This is a genomic window from Pseudomonas sp. LG1E9 (genome assembly GCF_003290225.1).
GTDB lineage: Bacteria > Pseudomonadota > Gammaproteobacteria > Pseudomonadales > Pseudomonadaceae > Aquipseudomonas > Aquipseudomonas cyclaminis.
Genome location: NZ_CP029983.1, coordinates 3,084,714 through 3,107,034 on the forward strand (window position 1 = coordinate 3,084,714; position 22,321 = coordinate 3,107,034).

A 22,321-nucleotide genomic window follows, 5' to 3' on the forward strand; every position below is an offset into this window, starting at 1 on the left:
AACAATAACAACAGGACATTTTCGAATGAGCCCACTGATTTTGATGTTGACTGCCGGCGCGGGTATCGCGCTGCTGCTATTCCTGGTCCTCAAGTACAAATTCCAGCCGTTTGTCGCGCTGATGCTGGTGAGTATCGTGGTGGCGCTGGTGGCCGGGGTGAAACCGGCCGACCTGGTGGCGACCATCGAAGGCGGCATGGGCAAGACCCTCGGTCATATCGCGATCATCATCGCCCTGGGCGCGATGATCGGGCGGATCATCGAGCTTTCCGGTGGCGCCGAGGCCCTGGCCAAGTCGCTGATCGAGCGATTCGGCAACAGCCGCACGCCATTGGCGCTGACCATCGCCGGGTTCATCATCGGCGTGCCGGTGTTCTTTGAGGTCGGGGTGATTATCCTGATGCCGCTGGCCTACGGCGTGGCGCGCCGGGCGCGCAAACCGCTGCTGATGTTCGCCTTGCCGATGTGTGCGGCGCTGCTGACGGTGCATGCATTCCTGCCGCCCCATCCAGGCGCCGTGGCGGCGGCCAGTCAGTTGGGGGCGGATTTGGGTCGGGTGCTGATGTTCGGCCTGCCGATCACTGCATTGCTCTGCTACGTCGGCTATCGCGTGGCGGGGCGCATGACCCGCCGCTTTTACCCGATGACCGACGACATTCGTGCCGAAGTCTATGGCCCCCACGTTACCAATGACGATTTGAAGGCCTGGACCCACGGCAACGACAAAGCGGTGCAGCAGGCTGGCGTTGCCGAGCCCCACATGGGCCTGGAAGAGTCCACCAGCGCCATCGTCGCCAAGTTGCCAGCGGCCCCGGCGCCGGGTTTCGGCCTGATCGTGAGCCTGATTCTGCTGCCGATCGTCCTGATCCTGTTGGGCACCCTGGCCACCTCGCTGCTGCCGGTTGAATCGATGCTGCGTGGGGTGATGACCGTGCTTGGTGCGCCGTTGGTGGCGCTGTTGATTGATACCTTGCTGTGCGCCTGGCTGCTGGGCTCTCGTCGGGGCTGGAGCCGCACCCAGGTCTCGGACGTGATCGGCTCGGCGCTGCCGGGCGTGGCCATGGTGATCCTGATCGCCGGTGCCGGCGGGGTGTTCGGCAAAGTGCTGGTGGACACCGGGATCGGCGCCGTGGTCTCCGACATGCTGCGCACCACCGGCCTGCCGGTGCTGGCCCTGGGCTTTTTGCTGACCATGCTGCTGCGGGCGGTGCAAGGTTCCACCACCGTTGCCCTGGTGACCACGGCCGGTATCATCAGCCCGCTGATCGCCACCCTCAACCTCACGCCCAACCACCTGGCGCTGCTGTGCCTGGCGATGGGCGGTGGCGGGCTGGCCATGTCCCATATCAACGATGCCGGCTACTGGATCTTCACCAAGCTTGCCGGGCTTAATGTGGCCGACGGGTTGCGCACATGGACGGTGATCACGACGTTGCTCGGCACCTTGGGTTTCCTGATTACCCTGCTGATCTGGCCTTTTGTCTGACTCCTGGGAGTTTTTATGCCTCGTTTTGCCGCCAACCTGAGCATGCTGTATCCGCAACACGACTTTCTTGAGCGCTTCGCCGCGGCCAAGGCCGATGGTTTTGATGCGGTGGAATACCTGTTCCCCTACGACTACGACGCGCAGGTGCTCAGGCAGCGCCTGAGCGATAACGGACTGGAACAGGCCTTGTTCAACGCGCCACCGGGCGACTGGGCCGCAGGGGAGCGGGGCATCGCCAGCCTGCCGGGGCGCGAGGCCGAGTTTCGCAGCGGCTTCGACCGCGCCCTGGCGTACGCCGCCGTGCTCGGTAACAGCCGCGTGCATGTCATGGCGGGGTTGCTGCCGTCGGAAAACCTGCGCCAGCGCCATCACGCCGTGTACCTGGAAAACCTTGCCTACGCCAGCGCCGCGGCGGCGCAGGTTGGCGTAACGGTATTGCTGGAGCCGATCAACACCCGCGACATGCCGGGGTTCTTCCTCAACCGCCAGGACCAGGCCCACGCCATCTGCCGGGAAGTCGGTGCGAGCAACCTCAAGGTGCAGTTCGACTGCTACCACTGCCAGATCGTCGAAGGTGATATAGCCACCAAACTGCGCCGCGACTTCGCCGGCATTGGCCATATCCAGATTGCCGGCGTGCCGGACCGCCACGAGCCGGACCTGGGCGAGCTGAACTACCCGTACTTGTTCGACCTGATGGACCAGTTGGGTTACGACGGCTGGGTCGGTTGCGAATACCGGCCAAAGGGCGACACCTCGGCAGGCTTGCAATGGTTGCGGGACTGGAAAACTGCTCAATAGTCGACGAGCCGTTCTGCCTGCCAACAGCGCTCAAATGTGGGAGGGGGCTAGGGCATCACTCCGGCAACGGATCACCCGGCAGCATCAGTTCAATCCCGCGCTTGCGGATGCCGTCTGCCGCAGCCGGGGCCAGGTCGTCGTCGCTGATGATCACGTCGAACGGTTCCAGCCCGGCGATGCGGTACATGCTGAACGTGCCGTACTTGGAACTGCTCGCCACCAGCACCACCTGAGCCGCTGACTGCATTGCCACTTGCTTGACCTCGACCTTCAGCGCCGAGGGGGTGGTGATGCCTCGGTGCAGGTCCCACGAACTGGTGGACACAAACGCGATATCCGTCACCACCTGGCGCAACGTCGCCACGGCCAGCCCACCGACGGAGGAGTGGTTATCGTGATCCAGTTGGCCGCCAGTGTGGATCACGGTCACCTGTGTCGCATCCATCAGCGCCTGCACGATTCCGAAGTCGTTGGTCACCACCGTCATGCCCGACAGCGCCTTGATATACGGCACGATTTCCAGGGTGCTGGTGCCGGCGTCCAGGTACACGGTCATGTCCGCGTGCAGCAACCGCGCGGCCAACCTTGCCATCGCCTGCTTTTGCGGTAATTCCACCACGGCTTTGGATTGATGGCTTGGTTCGCTGTGCAACTGGCTGGCGATCCTGACCCCGCCGGTAACGGAATACGCCCGACCTTCCTGCTCCAACAGCGCGATGTCACGGCGCACGGTCATGTGCGAGCAGTCGAACATTTCCATCAGCTGGTGCACGCTCATCACCTGATGCTTGCGCAATTGCCGCAGGATTTGCTCGCGGCGCTGCTCGGGAATCATCGGTGGGCTGCTGTCGGGGGCAGTGTCCTTGGGGGTGGGCATTGAGGCTCCGGAGTGGCTGGGCAAAGGGCGGGTAATACGTGGCTATAGTAGCCAATACACGCCCACCCAAGCGACCCCGGGCTGAGAAAGCTTAAAACTTGAAGCGCCCCACAAGGCCTTTGAGCTGACCGGAAATATCCGTCAAACGACCTGACCCGGTCTGCGCCGAATGGGCGAAGCCTTCAACCAACTGCGCATCGGCATGGATCTGCGCGATGTGTCGGTTGATCTCTTCGGCCACCTGGTGCTGTTCTTCGGCGGCCGTGGCGATCTGGGTGTTCTGGTCGCGGATCGAGTCCACCGAGCCACGGATCTTGTCGAAGCTGTCGCGGGCTTGCTGGATGCGTTCCACGCTGGTGTGGGACACCAGCAGGCTGCCTTGCATCTGCTGCGTGACTTCCTGGGTGCGGCGGGCGAGGTTGCCCAGCAGGCTGTCGATTTCGCCGGTGGAGTCAGCCGTGCGACGCGCCAGGGCGCGGACTTCGTCGGCAACCACGGCGAAGCCACGGCCCTGGTCACCGGCACGTGCGGCTTCAATTGCGGCGTTGAGTGCCAGCAGGTTGGTCTGCTCGGCAATCGAACGGATGGTGTCGAGGATGGTGTTGATGTTCTGGCTGTCCTGCTCCAGCAACTGCATGGTCTGGGTCGACTTCTGCAGGTCTTCGCTGAGCTTGAGCACGCTGCCGGTGGCTTCGCCGATGTGTTGCTGGCCGGTGTGCACATCGCGGTAGCCTTCGTCGGCACTGGTGGCTGCGGCGCTGCAAGAGCGTGCCACTTCGTTGGCGGTGGCGACCATTTCGTTGAACGCAGTGCTCACCAGTTCCACCGCTTCACGCTGGCGACCGGCGGCCTGGTTCATGTTGTTGGCCACTTCACTGGTGTCGGCGGCGGCGGTTTGCAAGTCGGATGAAGCGTTACCGATGCGCTGCACCAGTTGCGCAATCATGCTCAGGAACTGGTTGAACCAGCCCGCCAGGCTGGCGGTTTCGTCCTTGCCCTGCACTTTGAGTTGGCGCGTGAGGTCGCCTTCCCCCTCAGCGATTTCTTGCAGGCCGTCGGCCACGCCACGGATCGGACGCACGATGACGCTGGCGAAACTGGCGCCGACAATCGCAAAGACCACCGCCAGCGCGGCGGCAATTGCGGCGATCAGCCAAGTCAGGCTGGTGGCGCCGGCCATCACTTCGTCGCGCTTGATCAGGCCGATAAAGCGCCAGCCCAGGTCTTTGGAACTGACCACGTTGGCCATGTAGGCCACGCCGTCGATGTCGATCTGGGTCACGCCGTCGCCGCGCTTGGACAGTTCCGCGTAGTTGGGGCCGAGGTCCGCCAGGGGCTTGAAGTTGTGCTTGGCATCGCTGGGGTCCACCAGCACGTTGCCGTTGGCTTCCACCAGCATCAGGTAGCCGCTGTCGCCCAGCTTGATGTTGCGCACCAGTTCGGTGAGCTGCTTGAGCGACACGTCCAGACCGACCACACCGAGGATATTGCCGGTGGCGTCAGCGACGGTGTGCACGGTGCCGATCAGCACTACGTCATCCGGTGCCCAGTAGTAGGCGCCGGTGCGCACGGTAGCGCCAGGCGCGGCGATGGCCGCTTTGTACCAAGGGCGCACGCGGGGGTCGTAGTTGTTCAGTTTGGTGTCGTCCGGCCAGCTGGCGTAGCCGCCGTCGCTCAGTCCCAGGGACAGGTAAGCGGTGCTCGGATGGCTTTTGGCGAACTGGTCGAAGATATCCAGCAGTGCTTTATTCGTGGGTGTGAGGGGGATTTGCGCGGCGTCGGCGCCGGCGTAGCTCTTGAGGTCCTTGGCCGCAATAACACGCGGGTCCTTGGCCACAAAGTCGACGTTCTGGCTGATGCCGTCGAAAAACTGCTTCATGCCATTGTCGATCTGGCGGATCTCGCGCCCGCTGCTGTCGAGGAAATTGGCCTGGGCCCCCTCGCGCAGGTTCAACACTACCAACACGGCGACCAGGATGACGGGGACGCACGCGATAGCTGCGAACGCCCAGGTCAGCTTCTGCTTGATATTCATGACTTCACCTGCGGAGTATTTATAGTTTTGGCAAGGCAGTGGGTAGCGCTGAACGTCGCATGTGTTGTTATGAGGGGGTGTGGCCCATGCGTACCTCCGGTTTATCGACCGCGAAGTCACGCACTTTAGGGCCGCAGTGGTGATCAGCCGATTTGGTCGTCGGCCAGGGCGTCGCGTCGCATCGATTGCAGGTTCTTTTCGATGGTTTCGCAGATAGCTTCCATCTGGATCTGGTGTTCGCTGGAGCGGAACGGGCTTTGCAAATCGGTGCCGATGCGTTCGATGGCCAGCAGCATAAAGCCCACCACCGTAGACGCCAGCGGGGTGAACCAGCCCAGGGATTCAACCAGGCCCACCGGTACGATCAGGCAGAACAACGAGATAAACAGCCGTGGAAAATACACGTAAGGGTAGGGCAGTGGCGTGTTGGCGATACGCTCCATGCCGCCTTGGGCGTTGGACAGGTCCACCAGGGTCGACTCCAGCCGGGCCAGGCGAATGCTGTCCAGATGCCCGGCCTTGTATTCCCGGGCCAGGATAGCCGCTGAGCCGGTGAGGATATCGTTGGCAAAGTTATTGGTGGCGCCGTTGCGGGCGAACTCCTCGGTGGGGATAAACGCGCGGACTTCATCCGGGCACGGCTCGCCTTTGAGGTGCGCGGCCAGGCAATTGACGTAGGCCACATGGCGGCGCAGCAGGGTGGATTTGACCGGGTTCACTTCGCTGCCGGGGTCGTCCAGCAGGGTCAGCACCTGGCGCGCAAAGCTGCGCGAGTTATTGACCATCGCGCCCCACAGCGTGCGGGCCTCCCACCAGCGGTTGTAGGCGCTGCTGTTGCGAAAGCTGATCAGCACAATCAGCGCCGAACCCAGCAGGGTAAGGGGCATCAGCGGCAGGTTGATCTTGGCATTGAGAAACAGCATGAAATCCACCGTGACGGCGATATCCCACAGCAACAGCCAGAACAGCGACCAGCCTACGTAGCCCATGGTCTTGATGATCAGGCGGTACTTTTTGATGATGGCGGCTTTCAAACGACAACCTCGCGGTGAGCGGTAAGCAACAGTGCCTTAGCTCGGACGCCGGGTTGGGGGGAAGGTTCGCTGGGCAACTGAAACGCTTAAGCCACTTCGGGATGTTGGAACAATTTTGGTAGCGACGATGTCCTTTTACTTAATCGCGATAGATTGCGTTCAAGGCAAAACGCCATTACCGGTACTGCATTGAGATCATAATCCAAGTTGTTTGATCAGGGCTCTTTCTCATGTGTGGCAGTTCGTTGAAGTTGGCGATGGAAGATACGGCGCAAGCATTGGAGCGCCATGTGGAATTTGAAGCGTGCGTGCGTAATCATTACAAAATGTTGCTGGAGCCCTATTCAAAAAGAGCGTTTTTCTACAAGACAGCACTTAAGTTCAACCGTTTGATGGTGTCCTACACATTATTGAGCACCTATTTCTCCAAACCCGTGCCATTACTGTCGGAAGTAAAAGAATTCTGCGTGGCGCGCAGGTTCTGTTCGAAAAACAGCCTGGAATCCATATTCCTGCTGTTCAGGGCGCTGGGGTTCATGAAGGTGGCCGGGCATCCGGATGACAGCCGCTTGCGCGTGTTCAGGCCATCTTCCCAGGCGTGTGGGGAAATCCGGTTGATGCTGGCGTCCGTGGTGGAGCCGTTGGAGATGATGTGCGCCGACGAAGCTGTTTTGCGGGACTTGAGCGCGTTGGATGACCGTGCGTATCTCGCCCGTTACTTCAAAGGTTATTCGACGTTGCTCAATGAAAATTTGACGATTGATCTGTTACTGCCTGACTGTTATTGGCTGGTAAACCGCGATGCAGGACATATGTTGATGCTTGCGATTTATAACGACGCGTGTTCGCTGGATAACCAGGGCGCAAGTTTCAGGTCGTCGTCTTATCTTTCAATCGCCGAGCAGTTGTCGGTGTCTAAAACCCACGTTATTCGTCTGGTTCAAGAAGGTGCTGACCGGGGGTATTTCAAAATCCATTCCAAGACCATGCTTGAGGTACTGCCACCGTTTATTTATCTGGTAAGACGCTTTATGGCGTATTCGTTTGCAACTTGCTTGTTGAGTCTGCAAGCGAGTCAGGCCGACAGTCAGTAGGCTGCTTATTCGCAAGGAGTGAAGGGGTGCCAGCTATTTTGAAACTCAGGCCACGGATGCAAAGGCTATTGTCACCCGCGATCGCACAGGCCGAGCTTATCGGGATTATTGCGTGGGTTGGAGTGCTGATGGCTGATCACGCTAAGCTGCTGGGCGTGCAGGCCGTCATTGTCACCCTCTGTCTGATCGTTGTGTATCGGCTTCACCGACGCGTCACTCACTATTATTTGTGGCGGGCGCTGGGGGTGGTCTACATGGCGCTGTTGACGGCCGGGTTTACCTACGTTGTTCGCACCGACCTGCAGTTGCAGGTGTTTGCCTTGCCGCTGGCAGTGATCTTGGTGGCGTGCAGTGCAATTCTGTTTATCGCGGTCCAGGACTTTCTGGTGTGTGCGATCGTGGTGTGGTTAATGGCCTGGCCCCATATTCCGGTAGGTATTTACCAAGGCGTCGATATTTACTTGTTTATCTTTTGCGCGGCGTCCGTTTCGATTGGCTGCGTTCTTAATGTGTCCTACCTGAAAAACCTGCGTTCGGTGTTGCTGGTCGAGAGTGAGTTTCGGGTACTGGCTGAAACAGACTACCTGACCTCCATCCTGAATCGACGCGCCTTTATGGAGAGCTTCGCCGCGTTGCTTGCGGCAGGCGAGAGCGGCTATTTCATGATGTTGGACATTGACAGTTTCAAGTTGAAGAACGACCAGTTCGGTCACGATGTCGGCGACACCATCCTCTGCGCCATGGCCGGTTGCCTCAAATCGACGCCAGGCAGTCATAGCTTCGGCAGGATCGGCGGCGAGGAGTTCGGCGTGCTATTGGTGGGCGATGACCCTTCAGTCGCCAGTGATTTCGCGCTACGCCTGTTGCAGTCGATCCGCTGCAGTGTGGCCCCACCTCACCACTACACCTGCAGCGCGGGCATGGCGCGTTTTTCGGCGGGGGCCGATATGTCGGCGGTACTTAAATGTGCCGACCGCAACCTGTATGCCTCCAAGCACAACGGCAAAGACCGCGTGTACCTGGACGGTGAGGCAATCAGCCTCAGCGCTGGCTGAGAACGCTGGCCAGCAATCCTGGAAACCGGCTTTCCAGCTCTTCAGCGCGCAACGAGTTCAGATGGGTCGTGCCCACGCTGCGGGTGTGCACCAGGCCGGCATCGCGCAGTACCCGGAAGTGGTGGGACATGCTCGACTTGGGGCGCCCACCGTCCAGTTCGCCACAGGTTGCCTCTGGCACGCCCGCCAGGTAGCGGACAATTTCCAGGCGCACCGGATCACTCAAGGCGTACAGCAGACGCTCTAAGGTCAGGTCTTGAAGGGCAGGGTGTTTGAAGGCTCGCATGGGGACGGATGATAACAGGGGGGTATCGCTGAATACCATTGTTCGATTACCATCGAACTATCGAATCACTCACTTGCTGCTGGAGTTTTCCATGTCCGCTCTGTTCGAACCGTTCAAACTCAAAGACGTGACCCTGCGTAACCGCATCGCCATCCCACCGATGTGCCAATACATGGCCGACGACGGCATCGTCAACGATTGGCATCACGTGCATCTGGCCGGCATGGCCCGTGGCGGCGCCGGTTTGCTGGTGGTCGAGGCCACTGCCGTTGCGCCGGAAGGCCGAATCACACCAGGCTGCGCCGGTATCTGGAGCGATGCCCACGCCCAGGCGTTCGTGCCGATGGTCCAGGCCATCAAGGCCGCAGGCTCGGTGCCCGGCATCCAGATTGCCCATGCCGGTCGTAAAGCCAGCGCCAACCGTCCGTGGGAAGGGGATGACCATATTTCATCCGCCGACGACCGCAGCTGGGAAACCATCGCGCCCTCGGCCATCGCTTTTGGTGCGAACCTGCCCAACGTACCGCGTGCCATGACCCTGGAAGACATCGCTCGGGTTAAACAGGACTTCGTCGACGCTGCCCGCCGTGCCCGTGACGCCGGTTTCGAGTGGATCGAACTGCACTTCGCCCACGGTTACCTGGCCCAGAGCTTCTTCTCCGAGCATTCCAACCAGCGCACTGACGCCTACGGTGGCAGCTTCGACAACCGCAGCCGCTTCCTCCTGGAAACCCTGGCCGCCGTACGCGAAGTCTGGCCGGAAAACCTGCCATTGACCGCGCGTTTCGGCGTGATCGAATACGACGGCCGTGACGAGCAGACCCTCACCGAATCCATCGAACTGGCACGTAACTTCAAGGCCGGTGGCCTGGACCTGCTGAGCGTCAGCGTCGGTTTCACCATTCCCGACACCAATATCCCGTGGGGCCCGGCCTTTATGGGCCCGATTGCCGAACGCGTGCGGCGTGAAGCCGGTATTCCGGTGACCTCGGCGTGGGGGTTTGGTACGCCGCAACTGGCAGAAGGCGCATTGCAGGCGGGGCATCTGGACCTGGTATCAGTGGGCCGTGCGCACCTGGCCGACCCGCATTGGGCGTACTTTGCGGCCAAGGAGCTGGGCGTGGACAAGTCCTCCTGGACCTTGCCGGCGCCTTACGCGCATTGGTTGGAGCGGTATCGCTGAGGCGAGCCACGCAGTGCAGGGAGCCACTCAATCGAGTGGCTTTTCTTTATCTTGATTTTGATACAAAGCAGATACGCAAAAAATAACGAATGAGAATAGATATCAAACAAGAATGCGATGGTATAGCATGCCCCGCGAATTCTTGGCAGGTTTGCCGTCCCATCTGGCTCATTCACTAGGTCCAACATCCATGCGTCGTACCCTGATTTCAATCTGCGTGTTGCAGGCGTTTTCCCCCTTCACCTGGGCGGATGTCGCGCCTACCGAGCAAACCAGCCTGGAGTTGCAAGCGACCAATGTGACCGGTACGGCCGACTATGAAACCGCTCAGGGACCGGTCAAGGGCTACCACGCCACACGCTCAGCCAGTGCGACGCGCACCGACACTTCGATTCATGAAACCCCGCAGTCCATCAGCGTGGTGTCCAAGGATGTAGTCGAGGATATCGGCGCTACCCGCCTGCAAGATGCCCTCGACTATGCAGGCGGCGTCGGCCGTGCCAACAATTTTGGCGGCCAGGGCCTGACCACCTTCACCGTGCGCGGCTTCACCACCGGCGAGTTCTACCGCAACGGTTTCCCGATCAACCGTGGCTACCCGAACATGCCGGACGCCAACACCATCGAACGCCTCGAAGTACTGCGCGGCCCCGCGACCATGCTCTACGGCCGTGGCGACCCAGGCGGCACCTTCAACGTGGTGTCCAAGCAACCGCTGCCCGAGCGTACCGTGACCCTCGGCAGCCAGTTGAATGACCAAGGCATGAAACGCGGCACCCTGGACGCCTCCGGCCCGCTGGATGAAGAAGGTCGCCTGGCCTATCGCCTGAACGTGGTGGGCGAGGGCGGCGACACCTTCCGTGACCATGTGGAAACCGAACGCTACGGCGTGACGCCGGTGATCACCTGGCAAGCTACCGATGAGACGAAGGTGATCTTTGAAGGTGACTTCATGCGCAACAATCATCCGTTGGATCGTGGTTTGACGCGTTTTTCCACGCAGAAAGGCACCGCGTCCCGCGATACCTTCTGGGGTGATAAAGACGTCGGCAAGTTGCACAACGACAACAACATGGCCCAGCTGCGTTTCGAGCACATCCTCAACGAAGACTGGACCCTGGGCGGTGGTTTTCAGTGGTTGGACGGCACGCTTCAAGGCAACGCCATCGAGGCCAACAGCCTGGCCGCCGACGGCCACACCCTCAACCGCAACTTCAACTACCGCAAGTTGGAGTGGACCGACAAGGACACCCAGCTCAACCTTACCGGTCATTTCTCCACGGGTGGTTTCGAGCACACCTTGCTGACCGGCGTGGAATTCGAGGACTACGACTACAAGTCGATCATCCAGCGTTCCGCCGCCGCCTACACCAGCGATATCTTCAACCCGGTCTACGGCAAGCCGCGTCCTGCCTTGGTCAACACGCCGACGAACGATAAAGAAAACCTCAAGACCTACGCCGCCTTCGTCCAGGACCAGGTCGCCCTGACCGAGCGCTTGAAGGTGCTGGCGGGCGCCCGTTTCGAGCGGTTTGAGCACAAGTACGAGACGTACGTCGCCAATACCAAGAGCTGGGAGGCCAGCGATAACGCAGTGACGCCACGTGTCGGCTTGATCTACGACCTCACTGACTCCCTCGCCGTGTACGCGGATGCCGCGCGTTCATTCAAGCCGAATACGGGCGCCACTCGGACCGGTGAAGGCTTTGAGCCGGAGAAGGGCAAGTCTTATGAAATGGGCATCAAGTGGGAAGCGCTGGATCGCCAGTTGAGCATCGACGCTGCGGTTTACCAGATCGATAAAAAGAATGTCCTGACTACCGATCCGCTGGATACCAACTCCAGGGTCGCCGCCGGCCAGGTCCGCAGTCGCGGTTTTGACTTGAACGTCGCCGGCAATCTCACCCCCGAGTGGCGCGTAATTGGCGGCTACGCCTACGTGGACGCCGAAGTCACCAAGGACAACACCCTGCGCGCCGGCACCCACCTCGCCAACATCCCGCGCAACAGCTTCAGCCTGCTAAACGTGTATGAATTCCAAGATGGCAGCCTCAAGGGGCTGGGACTGGGAGCAGGTGCGAAATACGTGGATGAGCGCGTCGGCCAGACCTCCAACACGCCGTTCACGATGGACGCCTACACCGTGGTCGACCTGCTCGGCTACTACAAGGTCAACGAGAAAGTCCGGCTCAACCTGGACGTGAAGAACCTGTTCAACCGTGACTTTGAAGAAGGCGCATTCGGTAATTTCTACGCCTACCCAGGCGCCCCGCGCACCGTACAGGTCGGCATCGCCTACACCCTCTAACGGCCTGTACAGCTCCAATGTGGGAGGGGGCTTGCCCCCGATAGCGGTGGATCAGTCACAGCAATATTGACTGATCTATTGCCATCGGGGGCAAGCCCCCTCCCACATTGGGTTTGTGTTACGCCTTGAATTCAGAGCGGCGTGAGCACATTCATCACCGTATCCAACGCCACCCGCGTGTCATCCAGCTGCACCAGCGACGCATGCCGTGCGCCCAGCGCGTCACGGTTCTGGATCGCGGTGAGGATCGCCTTGTGCCGGGGCAGGCTCAGGCCCTGGATGTCCGGGCGGCGGTTGGTGATATTGATCGACTCGCGCAACGGCAACGACAGCATGTTGCACATATACGCCAGCAGGTCGTTGCGCGTGGCGTCGGCAATGGCGCGGTGGAAGTCCAGGTCGGCCTGCAACAGGTCTTCGTGGGTCTTCGCGGTTTCCATGCCGGTGTAGGCTTTTTCGATAGTGGCGATGTCTTCATCGGTCGCCGTCGTGGCGGCCATGGCGGCGATTTCCGGTTCGAGGATGCGCCGCACCCCGGCCAGGGTATTGAAGAATTCACTGTGGGGCGTGGACTGCATCAACCATGACAACACATCCGGGTCCAGCAGGTGCCACTTCAGCCGAGGCCTCACCACCGCGCCCACCCGTGGCTTGGAATACACCAGGCCCTTGGCGCTGAGCACCCGGGTTGCCTCGCGCAGCACCGAGCGGCTGACCTTGTACTCCTCGCAGAGCGTGGCCTCCATGGGCAGTCTTTCTTCGGGCTTGAAGCGGCCGGAAACGATGTGCATGCCCAAGTCCTGAACGATCTGGGCATGCATGCTCTTGCGCGGCTTGGGCGGCTGGTGATCCATAACGACGGGGAGGCTCTGGCTTAAAGACGCGGCATCATAGCATCCCAATTAGTGGGAATGACGGGGGACTTCCGCCCCACGGCAACCCACCAGGAAGTCAAAGTCGCAGCCCTGGTCCGCCTGCAACACATGGTCGATGTACAGCTGGCGGTAGCCGCCGACGATCAGGTTTTGCGGTGGCTTGAGGTCGGCCATGCGCGCCGCCAGCTCTGCGTCGGGGATGTCCAGGTGCAAACGGCCGTTGGCGCAGTCCAGTTCGATCCAGTCACCTTCCTTCACCGTGGCCAACGGCCCGCCCGCGGCCGCTTCCGGCGCGACGTGCAACACCACCGTGCCATACGCCGTGCCGCTCATGCGCGCATCGGAAATACGCACCATATCGGTCACACCCTGGGCCAGCAGCTTGGCCGGCAAGCCCATGTTGCCGACTTCGGCCATGCCCGGATAACCCTTGGGCCCGCAGTTTTTCATGACCAGGATCGAGTTGGCGTCCACATCCAGCTCGGGGTCGTTGATGCGCGCCTTGTACATGTCGAAGTTCTCGAACACCACCGCACGGCCGCGATGCTGCATCAGCTCCGGGCTGGCGGCCGATGGCTTGAGTACCGCCCCCAATGGCGCCAGGTTGCCGCGCAGCACGCAGATGCCGCCGTCGGCGCGGATCGGGTTGTCCAGTGTGCGGATCACTTCGTCCTGGCCGTAGATCGGCGAGTCCTTGGTGTTTTCGCCGAGCGACTTGCCGTTGACGGTCAACGCGTTCGGGTGCGGGATCAGGTTGGCTTCGCCCAGGCGACGCAGTACGGCGGGCAGGCCACCGGCATAGTAGAACTCTTCCATCAGGAAGCGGCCCGACGGCTGCAGGTCGACGATGGTCGGCATGCCACGGCCCATGCGGGTCCAGTCGTCCAGGTCGAGCTCGACGCCGATGCGCCCGGCGATGGCTTTGAGGTGGATCACGGCGTTGGTCGAGCCGCCGATGGCGGCGTTCACGCGGATCGCGTTTTCAAAGGCTTCTTTAGTGAGGATCTTCGACAGCTTCAAGTCTTCGCGCACCATCTCTACGGCGCGCATGCCGGACATATGCGCCAGCACATAACGCCGCGCATCCACCGCCGGAATCGCCGCGTTGTGCGGCAGCGAGGTGCCCAGTGCCTCGGCCATGCAGGCCATGGTCGACGCGGTGCCCATGGTGTTGCAGGTGCCCGCCGAACGCGACATGCCGCCCTCGGCCGCAAGGAAATCATCCAGGGTAATGGTGCCGGCCTTCACTTGTTCACTGAGCTGCCACACCACGGTGCCCGAGCCGATGTCCTGGCCCTTGTGCTTGCCATTGAGCATCGGCCCGCCGGTGACCACGATGGCCGGCACGTCGCAACTGGCGGCGCCCATCAGCAGGGCGGGGGTGGTCTTGTCGCAGCCGGTCAGCAGCACCACGCCGTCGATGGGGTTGCCGCGAATGGCTTCCTCCACGTCCATGCTCGCCAGGTTGCGCGTCAGCATGGCGGTGGGGCGCAGGTTGGATTCGCCGTTGGAGAACACCGGGAACTCCACCGGGAAGCCGCCGGCCTCGATCACGCCGCGTTTGACGTGCTCGGCGATCTGGCGAAAGTGCGCGTTGCACGGCGTCAGCTCCGACCAGGTGTTGCAGATACCGATGATCGGCTTGCCATGGAACTGATGGTCGGCAATGCCCTGGTTCTTCATCCAGCTGCGGTACATGAAGCCGTTCTTGTCGGCGGTACCAAACCACTGGGCGGAGCGTAGGCCGGGCTTTTTATCAGACATGATCGTCTCTCTTATTGTATGACTATATGTTCTCTCTGCGGCTAAACATAAGCGCAAAATGTTCGCTTTGGAAGAGTTGTTTTGCAAATAGTCCTACTATATAGTCTGGCTTAACTGAGGTATGACCCTGGCGGATGTTCCGCGAGAGGCATCCCCGATTCCTATAAGAACAACAATCGGAGATCGACCCCATGAGCGAGGAATTGCGGCTTATCCGGCGCATCACGCTGAAACTGATTCCCTTCCTGATCCTGCTCTACCTGATTGCCTACGTGGACCGCTCCGCCGTGGGCTTTGCCAAGTTGCACATGGGCGCCGACGTCGGTATCGGTGATGCAGCCTATGGCCTGGGCGCGGGGTTGTTCTTCATCGGCTACTTCCTGTTCGAGATCCCCAGCAACCTGATGCTCGACCGCTTCGGCGCGCGGCGCTGGTTCGCACGGATCATGATCACCTGGGGCGCCATCACCATTGGCATGGCGTTCGTGCAGGGGCCGCACAGCTTCTATGTGATGCGCTTTCTGCTCGGTGCGGCCGAAGCCGGGTTCTTCCCAGGCGTGCTGTACTACATCACCCAGTGGTTCCCGGTGCGCCATCGCGGCAAGATCCTCGGGCTGTTCATCCTGTCCCAACCCATCGCGATGATGATCACCGGCCCGGTGTCCGGCGGCTTGCTGGGCATGGACGGCATCCTCGGCCTGCACGGCTGGCAGTGGTTGTTTATCGTGATCGGCACCCCGGCGATCCTGCTGACCTGGCCGGTGCTGCGTTACCTGCCGGATGGTCCCAAGCAGGTCAAGTGGATGACCGACGCCGAAAAAACCTGGTTGACCGACGAACTCAACAAAGACCTGCAAGCCTACGGCCAGACCCGCCATGGCAACCCCTTGCATGCGCTCAAGGACAAACGCGTGTTGCTGCTGGCGCTGTTCTATCTGCCGGTGACCCTGAGCATCTACGGCCTGGGCCTGTGGCTGCCGACGCTGATCAAACAGTTCGGCGGCAGCGACCTCACCACCGGCTTCATCTCGGCCGTGCCGTACATCTTCGGCATCATTGGCCTGCTGATCATCCCGCGCAGTTCCGACCGCTTGAATGACCGCTACGGCCACCTCGCCGTGCTGTATGTGCTGGGCGCCATCGGCCTGTTCTGCAGCGCCTGGCTGAGTGTGCCGGTGCTGCAAATGGCGGCGCTGTGCCTGGCGGCATTTGCGATGTTCTCGTGCACGGCGGTGTTCTGGACCTTGCCGGGGCGCTTCTTCGCCGGCGCCAGTGCGGCGGCTGGCATCGCGTTGATCAACTCGGTGGGCAACCTCGGCGGCTATATCGGCCCGTTCGTGATCGGCGCACTCAAGGAATACACCGGCAACCTGGCCTCGGGCTTGTACTTCCTGTCCGGGGTGATGCTGTTCGGGCTGCTGCTGACCGGCGTGGTCTATCGCCTGCTGGAGCGCAAGCATGTGCTGCCCGCCGACCAGTTCGCCGCCAGCGCCCGTGGCGCCACACGTACTTAATCTAGGAGAACCTTCATGCGTTTAGTGCAGTTCGAACTCAATAATGGCGAGCGCCGCGTTGGCGTGGTGGAAGGCAAGCAACTGCGTGAAGTGCGCAGCGCCCACAGCGTGCGCGAACTGGCGCTGGCCGCCATCGAAGCGGGCGTCAAGCTGCAGCAGCAGGTCGACAGCCTCGGCCTGGGCGACAGCCACGACTACGCGGCCTTGCTGGCCGAACAAAAAATCCTGCCGCCCCTGGACCACCCCGATCCGGCCCACATGCTGATCAGCGGCACCGGCCTGACCCACCTGGGCAGCGCCGCGGCGCGGGACAAAATGCACCAGGGCGGTGACGACAGCGCCTTGACCGACACCATGCGCATCTTCAAATGGGGCGTGGAGGGCGGCAAACCCGCCGCCGGCCAGGCGGGTGTGCAGCCTGAATGGTTCTACAAAGGCGACGGCAGCATCGTGGTGCGCCCAGGCCAGGCCTTCCCGGTGCCGCCATTTGCCGAAGATGCCGGTGAGGAGCCGGAAATCGGCGGCCTCTACGTGATCGGCCACGACGGCAAGCCCTATCGCCTGGGCTTCGCGGTGGGCAATGAGTTCTCCGACCACGTAATGGAGCGCAAGAACTACCTGTATCTGGCCCATTCCAAACTGCGCAGTTGCAGCTACGGCCCTGAGCTGCGCGTCGGCGAACTGCCCCAGCACCTGGCCGGCACCAGCCGCATCCTGCGTAACGGTGAGGAAATCTGGCGGAACGAATTCCTCAGTGGCGAGGCCAATATGTGCCACAGCCTGGAAAACCTCGAATACCACCACTTCAAGTACAGCCAGTTCCTCAAGCCGGGCGACGTGCACATTCACTTTTTCGGCACCGCCACCTTGTCATTCGCCGACGGTATACGTACCCAACCGGGGGATGTGTTCGAGATCAGCCAGGCTGAGTTCGGCGCGCCGTTGATCAACAGTGTCGGCAGCGTCGATGCGGTGTTCGAACCCGGCAATGTCATCACCCTTTAAGGAGCGCAACATGACCCAGTTTCTCGGCCACAACTTCATCGGCGGCCAGCGTAGCGCCAACGGCAGCGTTACGCTGCAAAGCGTCGACGCCAGCACCGGCGAAGCCTTGCCCCAGGCGTTCTACCAGGCCACCGCGCAGGAAGTCGACGCCGCCGCCCAGGCCGCCGCGCAGGCTTACCCGGCGTACCGTGCATTGAGCGCCGCACGTCGCGCACAATTTCTGGATGCGATCGCTGACGAGCTGGATGCGCTGAGCGATAACTTCGTTGAGCTGGTCTGCCGTGAAACCGCCTTGCCAGCGGCCCGCATCAAGGGCGAGCGCGGACGTACCAGCGGCCAGATGCGCCTGTTCGCAACCGTGTTGCGTCGCGGCGATTTCTACGGTGCGCGCATCGACAAAGCCCTGCCGGATCGCCAACCACTGCCGCGTCCGGACCTGCGTCAATACCGCATCGGCCTCGGCCCGGTAGCGGTGTTTGGCGCGAGCAATTTCCCCCTGGCATTCTCCACGGCAGGCGGTGACACCGCCGCCGCGCTGGCCGCCGGTTGCCCGGTGGTGTTCAAGGCGCACAGCGGGCACATGGCGACGGCTGAACAGGTCGCCAATGCAATCATCCGCGCCGCTGAAGCGACCGAGATGCCGGCCGGTGTGTTCAACATGATCTTTGGCGGTGGCGTCGGCGAGGCGCTGGTCAAGCACCCGGCGATCCAGGCCGTGGGCTTCACCGGCTCGCTCAAAGGTGGCCGCGCCCTGTGCGATATGGCCGCGGCGCGTCCGCAACCGATCCCGGTGTTTGCCGAGATGTCGAGCATCAACCCGGTGATCGTGTTGCCCCAGGCGCTGCAGGCGCGGGCCGAGACCGTTGCCCGTGACCTCACCGCGTCGGTGGTGCAGGGCTGTGGCCAGTTCTGCACCAACCCTGGCCTGGTGATCGGCATTGCCTCGCCGGCATTCACTGCGTTCACCCAGCAGGTGGCGCACTTGATCGGCGAGCAACCGGCGCAAACCATGCTCAACGCCGGTACCTTGAGCAGCTACGGCAAGGGCCTGGAAAAACTCCTCTCGCACCCTGGCATTCAACATCTGGCGGGCAGCACCCAGGCGGGCAATCAGGCGCAACCGCAGCTGTTCAAGGCCGATGTGCGCCTGTTGCTCGATGGCGATGACGTGCTGCAAGAAGAAGTTTTCGGCCCCACCACGGTGTTTATCGAAGTGGCGGACCAGGCCCAACTCAGCGCCGCGCTGCACGGCCTGCACGGTCAACTCACCGCCACGATCATTGGCGAGCCGGCGGACTTTCAGCAATTCGCCGAACTCACGCCGCTGCTGGAACAGAAAGTCGGGCGCATCCTGCTCAACGGCTACCCGACCGGCGTGGAAGTCTGCGATTCGATGGTGCATGGCGGCCCGTACCCGGCCACGTCCGATGCCCGTGGCACCTCGGTCGGCACCTTGGCCATCGATCGTTTCCTGCGTCCGGTGTGCTTCCAGAACTACCCTGATAGCCTGCTGCCCGATGCATTGAAAAACGCTAACCCGTTGCGTATCCAGCGCCTGGTGGATGGCACGCCATCGCGCGATTCGCTGTAAGGAACCCGGAGGTTTCATGTCGTGTAAGGCCGTCACTGCACACCGTGCGCAATTGGGCGAAGGCCCGTTCTGGGACGCGCCCACCCAGGCGCTGTATTGGGTCAATATCGCCGGCAAACAGGCCTTGCGCCTGATGGACGGGCAGTTGCAGATCTGGCAATTGCCCGAGCACGTCTCGGCCTTTATCCCGCGTGAAAGCGGCGACGCCCTGGTGACCTTGAGCAGCGGTGTCTACCGCCTGGACCTGGTCACCGAAGCCCTGACCCTGCTGTGCGTGGCCGACCCGCAACCGGGCAACCGTGGCAATGAAGCGCGCTGCGATGCCCAGGGGCGGCTGTGGCTGGGCACCATGCAGAACAACATCGGCGAACACGGCGAAGACCTGCCGATCACACGGCGTTCCGGTGGCCTGTTTCGCATCGACGCCGATGGGCAGGTCACGCCGTTGCTGAGCGGCCTGGGCATTCCCAACACCTTGCTCTGGAACGAGGAGGGCAACCGGGTGCACTTTGGCGACAGCATGGATGGAACGTTGTACCACTATGCGATCCAGCCCGACGGCCAACTCGAACCGGCACAGGTCTGGTTCGGCCCGCACACACGGGGCGGTCCGGATGGCTCGGCGATGGATGCCGAAGGCTATGTCTGGAATGCCCGTTGGGACGGCAGTTGTCTGTTGCGTCTGACGCCCGATGGCGAGGTGGATCGCATCATCGAACTGCCCGTCAGCCGGCCCACCAGTTGCGTATTCGGTGGGCCCGACCTCACCACGCTGTACATCACCAGTGCCGCCAGTCCATTGGATCACCCCCTGGACGGTGCGGTGCTGGCTATTGAAGTGGATATTCCTGGCAAACCTTGCCATCGCTTTGCCGGTTAAACCCCAAGACTCAAAAACAACAACAAGAGGTGTCGTTCATGAAAAAAGTCCTACGCGTCCTTGCCGCCGCCGTTGCGTTAAGCAGCCTCAGCAGCATCGCCTCAGCCGAAGAAGTAAAGATCGGCTTCCTGGTCAAACAAGCCGAAGAACCCTGGTTCCAGACCGAATGGGCCTTCGCCGAAAAAGCCGGTAAGGAACACGGTTTTACCGTGATCAAGATCGCCGTGCCCGATGGCGAAAAAACCCTCTCTGCCATCGACAGCCTGGCCGCCAACGGCGCCAAGGGCTTTGTGATCTGCCCGCCGGACGTGTCGCTTGGCCCGGCCATCGTGGCCAAGGCCAAGCTCAATGGCTTGAAAGTCATGGCCGTGGATGACCGCTTCGTCGACGCCAAGGGCAATTTCATGGAGGACGTGCCGTACCTGGGCATGGCCGCGTTTGAAGTCGGCCAGAAACAGGGCGCCGCCATGGCCGCCGAAGCGAAAAAACGTGGCTGGGATTGGAAAGACACCTACGCGGTGATCAACACCTTCAATGAACTCGACACCGGCAAAAAACGCACCGACGGCTCGATCAAATCCCTCGAAGAAGCCGGCATCCCGAAAGACCATATCCTCACCGCCGCGCTGAAAACCCTCGACGTGCCCGGCAGCATGGACGCCACCAACTCGGCGCTGGTCAAGCTGCCCAGCGGCGCGAAAAACCTGATCATCGGCGGCATGAACGACAACACCGTGCTTGGCGGTGTGCGCGCCACGGAAAGCGCCGGCTTCAAGGCGGCCAACGTGATCGGCATCGGCATCAATGGCACCGACGCCATCGGCGAACTGAAAAAGGCCGACAGCGGCTTCTTCGGCTCGATGCTGCCAAGCCCGCATATCGAGGGCTACAACACCGCGCTGGCGATGTACGAGTGGGTGACCACCGGCAAGGAACCCGCCAAGTACACCGCGATGGATGAAGTGACCCTGATCACCCGCGCCAACTTCCAGGAAGAACTGACCAAGATCGGGCTGTGGAAATGAGTACGGCGGCCCTGCGGTTCGAGGGGATCGGCAAGACCTTTCCCGGGGTCAAGGCGCTGGACGGCATCAGCTTCAGCGCCCAGCCGGGGCAGGTGCACGCGTTGATGGGCGAGAACGGCGCAGGTAAGTCGACGCTGCTGAAAATCCTCGGCGGCGCTTACATCCCAAGCACCGGCACCGTGCAAATCGGCGAGCAGACCATGGCGTTCAAATGCGCGGCGGACAGCATCGCCAGCGGTGTCGCGGTGATCCATCAGGAGCTGCACCTGGTGCCGGAAATGAGCGTGGCCGAGAACCTGTTCCTCGGCCATCTGCCGTCGCGCTTCGGCGTGGTCAACCGGGGCCTGCTGCGCAAGCAGGCCCTGGCTTGCCTCAAAGGCCTGGCGGATGAAATCGATCCTGAAGAAAAGCTCGGCCGGCTGTCCCTGGGCCAACGCCAACTGGTGGAAATCGCCAAGGCGTTGTCCCGTGGCGCCCATGTGATTGCCTTCGACGAACCCACCAGCAGCCTGTCGGCGCGGGAGATCGACCGCTTGATGGCGATCATCACGCGCCTGCGCGATGAGGGCAAAGTGGTGCTCTACGTGTCGCACCGCATGGAAGAAGTGTTCCGCATTTGCAACGCGGTGACGGTGTTCAAGGACGGCCGTTACGTGCGCACCTTTGACGACATGAGCGCGTTGACTCACGACCAGTTGGTGACCTGCATGGTCGGCCGCGACATTCAGGATATCTACGACTACCGCCCGCGTGAGCAGGGCGATGTGGCGCTCAAGGTCGATGGTTTGCTCGGCCCCGGCCTGCGTGAACCGATCAGTTTTGACGTGCGCAAAGGCGAGATTCTCGGCCTGTTCGGCTTGGTCGGGGCAGGGCGCACGGAGTTGTTCCGCTTGCTCAGCGGCCTGGAGCGCAGCAGCGCTGGCAGCCTGCAATTGTGCGGTGAAAACCTGCAACTGCGCTCCCCGCGCGACGCCATCGCCGCCGGTGTTCTGCTGTGTCCCGAGGACCGCAAGAAGGAGGGCATCATTCCGCTTTCCAGTGTCGCCGAGAACATCAACATCAGCGCCCGTGGCGCCCATTCCTCGTTTGGCTGGTTGCTGCGCGAGACCTGGGAAAAGGGCAACGCCGACCAGCAAATCAAGGCGATGAAAGTCAAGACGCCGGATGCGCAACAGAAAATCATGTACCTGTCCGGCGGCAATCAGCAGAAGGCCATTCTGGGCCGCTGGCTGTCGATGCCGATGAAGGTGCTGCTGCTGGATGAACCGACGCGGGGCATCGACATCGGCGCCAAGTCGGAGATTTACCAGATCATCCACAACCTCGCGGCCAGCGGCATTGCGGTGATTGTGGTGTCCAGTGACCTGATGGAAGTGATGGGGATTTCCGATCGCATCCTGGTGCTGTGCGAAGGCGCCCTGCGCGGTGAACAAACCCGTGAACACGCCACCGAATCCAACCTGCTGCAGCTGGCCCTGCCGCGCCGCGTGACGAACTGAGAGACGACC

17 protein-coding genes and 2 pseudogenes are annotated in these 22,321 nt (G+C 61.6%); 12 read left to right on the plus strand and 7 right to left on the minus strand.

Annotated features, from left to right (window positions below):
* The first annotated feature begins 25 nt into the window (after window positions 1-25).
* Together DNK50_RS14575 and otnI are read left to right on the plus strand one after the other, a co-directional pair.
* Complete coding sequence (locus DNK50_RS14575; RefSeq protein ID WP_112194750.1) at window positions 26-1,486, plus strand: SLC13 family permease; 1,461 nt, start codon at window positions 26-28, stop codon at window positions 1,484-1,486.
* Window positions 1,487-1,501: 15 nt separating this feature from the next.
* Complete coding sequence (gene otnI, locus DNK50_RS14580) at window positions 1,502-2,287, plus strand: 2-oxo-tetronate isomerase (RefSeq protein ID WP_112194752.1); 786 nt, start codon at window positions 1,502-1,504, stop codon at window positions 2,285-2,287.
* Window positions 2,288-2,342: 55 nt separating this feature from the next.
* Here otnI and DNK50_RS14585 read toward each other — a convergent pair whose 3' ends face one another.
* From DNK50_RS14585 to DNK50_RS14595, 4 genes and pseudogenes are all read right to left on the minus strand, one after another.
* Window positions 2,343-3,164, minus strand: a complete 822-nt coding sequence (locus DNK50_RS14585) for a DeoR/GlpR family DNA-binding transcription regulator (RefSeq protein ID WP_112194754.1) — start codon at window positions 3,162-3,164, stop codon at window positions 2,343-2,345.
* A 91-nt stretch (window positions 3,165-3,255) separates the two neighbouring features.
* Window positions 3,256-3,792: pseudogene (locus DNK50_RS29525) on the minus strand (methyl-accepting chemotaxis protein); the annotation flags it as partial.
* Window positions 3,793-4,167: 375 nt separating this feature from the next.
* Window positions 4,168-5,199, minus strand: a pseudogene (locus DNK50_RS29530) (cache domain-containing protein); the annotation flags it as partial.
* Between the two features lie 143 nt (window positions 5,200-5,342).
* Entirely contained in the window at window positions 5,343-6,233 is an 891-nt protein-coding gene (locus DNK50_RS14595) for a bestrophin family protein (protein WP_099584583.1), read from the minus strand.
* 257 nt (window positions 6,234-6,490) lie between these two features.
* On the opposite strand from DNK50_RS14595, the gene DNK50_RS14600 reads away from it, so the two are divergent.
* Both DNK50_RS14600 and DNK50_RS14605 read left to right on the plus strand, forming a co-directional pair.
* Window positions 6,491-7,327: a hypothetical protein gene (locus DNK50_RS14600; RefSeq protein WP_112194756.1), complete on the plus strand. Its 837-nt coding sequence runs from the start codon at window positions 6,491-6,493 to the stop codon at window positions 7,325-7,327.
* 26 nt (window positions 7,328-7,353) lie between these two features.
* Window positions 7,354-8,382, plus strand: a complete 1,029-nt coding sequence (locus DNK50_RS14605; RefSeq protein ID WP_177411525.1) for a GGDEF domain-containing protein — start codon at window positions 7,354-7,356, stop codon at window positions 8,380-8,382.
* On the opposite strand, the gene DNK50_RS14610 is transcribed toward DNK50_RS14605, so the two are convergent.
* Window positions 8,369-8,668, minus strand: coding sequence for a helix-turn-helix transcriptional regulator (locus DNK50_RS14610; RefSeq protein WP_112196942.1), 300 nt, complete (start codon window positions 8,666-8,668; stop codon window positions 8,369-8,371). The genes DNK50_RS14605 and DNK50_RS14610 overlap by 14 nt on opposite strands.
* 91 nt (window positions 8,669-8,759) lie before the next feature.
* Here DNK50_RS14610 and DNK50_RS14615 point away from each other — a divergent pair, with 91 nt between their 5' ends.
* Together DNK50_RS14615 and DNK50_RS14620 are read left to right on the plus strand one after the other, a co-directional pair.
* Window positions 8,760-9,851: an NADH:flavin oxidoreductase/NADH oxidase gene (locus DNK50_RS14615; RefSeq protein ID WP_099584586.1), complete on the plus strand. Its 1,092-nt coding sequence runs from the start codon at window positions 8,760-8,762 to the stop codon at window positions 9,849-9,851.
* 190 nt (window positions 9,852-10,041) lie between these two features.
* Complete coding sequence (locus DNK50_RS14620; protein WP_112194760.1) at window positions 10,042-12,159, plus strand: TonB-dependent siderophore receptor; 2,118 nt, start codon at window positions 10,042-10,044, stop codon at window positions 12,157-12,159.
* A 131-nt stretch (window positions 12,160-12,290) separates the two neighbouring features.
* On the opposite strand, the gene DNK50_RS14625 is transcribed toward DNK50_RS14620, so the two are convergent.
* Window positions 12,291-13,013: a FadR/GntR family transcriptional regulator gene (locus tag DNK50_RS14625; RefSeq protein WP_099584588.1), complete on the minus strand. Its 723-nt coding sequence runs from the start codon at window positions 13,011-13,013 to the stop codon at window positions 12,291-12,293.
* Between the two features lie 48 nt (window positions 13,014-13,061).
* The gene (locus DNK50_RS14630) at window positions 13,062-14,798 is read right to left on the minus strand and encodes an IlvD/Edd family dehydratase (RefSeq protein WP_099584589.1); all 1,737 of its coding nucleotides are present in this window, start codon (window positions 14,796-14,798) and stop codon (window positions 13,062-13,064) included.
* Between the two features lie 191 nt (window positions 14,799-14,989).
* On the opposite strand from DNK50_RS14630, the gene DNK50_RS14635 reads away from it, so the two are divergent.
* Genes DNK50_RS14635 through araG form a run of 6 tightly spaced genes read left to right on the plus strand, consistent with a single transcriptional unit; the run spans window position 14,990 to window position 22,312 of the window.
* Window positions 14,990-16,312: an MFS transporter gene (locus DNK50_RS14635; protein WP_099584590.1), complete on the plus strand. Its 1,323-nt coding sequence runs from the start codon at window positions 14,990-14,992 to the stop codon at window positions 16,310-16,312.
* A gap of 15 nt (window positions 16,313-16,327) precedes the next feature.
* Entirely contained in the window at window positions 16,328-17,317 is a 990-nt protein-coding gene (araD1, locus tag DNK50_RS14640) for an AraD1 family protein (RefSeq protein ID WP_099584591.1), read from the plus strand.
* Between the two features lie 10 nt (window positions 17,318-17,327).
* Entirely contained in the window at window positions 17,328-18,908 is a 1,581-nt protein-coding gene (locus DNK50_RS14645; RefSeq protein ID WP_112194762.1) for an aldehyde dehydrogenase (NADP(+)), read from the plus strand.
* 16 nt (window positions 18,909-18,924) lie between these two features.
* On the plus strand, window positions 18,925-19,788 hold the full coding sequence (locus DNK50_RS14650) for an SMP-30/gluconolactonase/LRE family protein (RefSeq protein WP_112194764.1): 864 nt from the start codon (window positions 18,925-18,927) through the stop codon (window positions 19,786-19,788).
* Between the two features lie 38 nt (window positions 19,789-19,826).
* A complete protein-coding gene (locus tag DNK50_RS14655; RefSeq protein WP_112194766.1) occupies window positions 19,827-20,813 on the plus strand; it encodes a substrate-binding domain-containing protein in 987 nt (328 codons plus the stop codon).
* Complete coding sequence (gene araG, locus DNK50_RS14660) at window positions 20,810-22,312, plus strand: L-arabinose ABC transporter ATP-binding protein AraG (RefSeq protein WP_112194768.1); 1,503 nt, start codon at window positions 20,810-20,812, stop codon at window positions 22,310-22,312. The genes DNK50_RS14655 and araG overlap by 4 nt, the downstream gene beginning before the upstream one ends.
* Window positions 22,313-22,321: the final 9 nt, after the last annotated feature.

Coding starts and splice junctions, on each gene's coding strand:
- DNK50_RS14575 (WP_112194750.1), top strand. CDS start 26: ATGAGCCCACTGATTTTGATGTTGACTGCCGGCGCGGGTATCGCGCTG.
- otnI (WP_112194752.1), top strand. CDS start 1,502: ATGCCTCGTTTTGCCGCCAACCTGAGCATGCTGTATCCGCAACACGAC.
- DNK50_RS14585 (WP_112194754.1), bottom strand. CDS start 3,164: ATGCCCACCCCCAAGGACACTGCCCCCGACAGCAGCCCACCGATGATT.
- DNK50_RS14600 (WP_112194756.1), top strand. CDS start 6,491: ATGGAAGATACGGCGCAAGCATTGGAGCGCCATGTGGAATTTGAAGCG.
- DNK50_RS14610 (WP_112196942.1), bottom strand. CDS start 8,668: ATGCGAGCCTTCAAACACCCTGCCCTTCAAGACCTGACCTTAGAGCGT.
- DNK50_RS14615 (WP_099584586.1), top strand. CDS start 8,760: ATGTCCGCTCTGTTCGAACCGTTCAAACTCAAAGACGTGACCCTGCGT.
- DNK50_RS14620 (WP_112194760.1), top strand. CDS start 10,042: ATGCGTCGTACCCTGATTTCAATCTGCGTGTTGCAGGCGTTTTCCCCC.
- DNK50_RS14625 (WP_099584588.1), bottom strand. CDS start 13,013: ATGGATCACCAGCCGCCCAAGCCGCGCAAGAGCATGCATGCCCAGATC.
- DNK50_RS14630 (WP_099584589.1), bottom strand. CDS start 14,798: ATGTCTGATAAAAAGCCCGGCCTACGCTCCGCCCAGTGGTTTGGTACC.
- DNK50_RS14635 (WP_099584590.1), top strand. CDS start 14,990: ATGAGCGAGGAATTGCGGCTTATCCGGCGCATCACGCTGAAACTGATT.
- araD1 (WP_099584591.1), top strand. CDS start 16,328: ATGCGTTTAGTGCAGTTCGAACTCAATAATGGCGAGCGCCGCGTTGGC.
- DNK50_RS14645 (WP_112194762.1), top strand. CDS start 17,328: ATGACCCAGTTTCTCGGCCACAACTTCATCGGCGGCCAGCGTAGCGCC.
- DNK50_RS14650 (WP_112194764.1), top strand. CDS start 18,925: ATGTCGTGTAAGGCCGTCACTGCACACCGTGCGCAATTGGGCGAAGGC.
- DNK50_RS14655 (WP_112194766.1), top strand. CDS start 19,827: ATGAAAAAAGTCCTACGCGTCCTTGCCGCCGCCGTTGCGTTAAGCAGC.
- araG (WP_112194768.1), top strand. CDS start 20,810: ATGAGTACGGCGGCCCTGCGGTTCGAGGGGATCGGCAAGACCTTTCCC.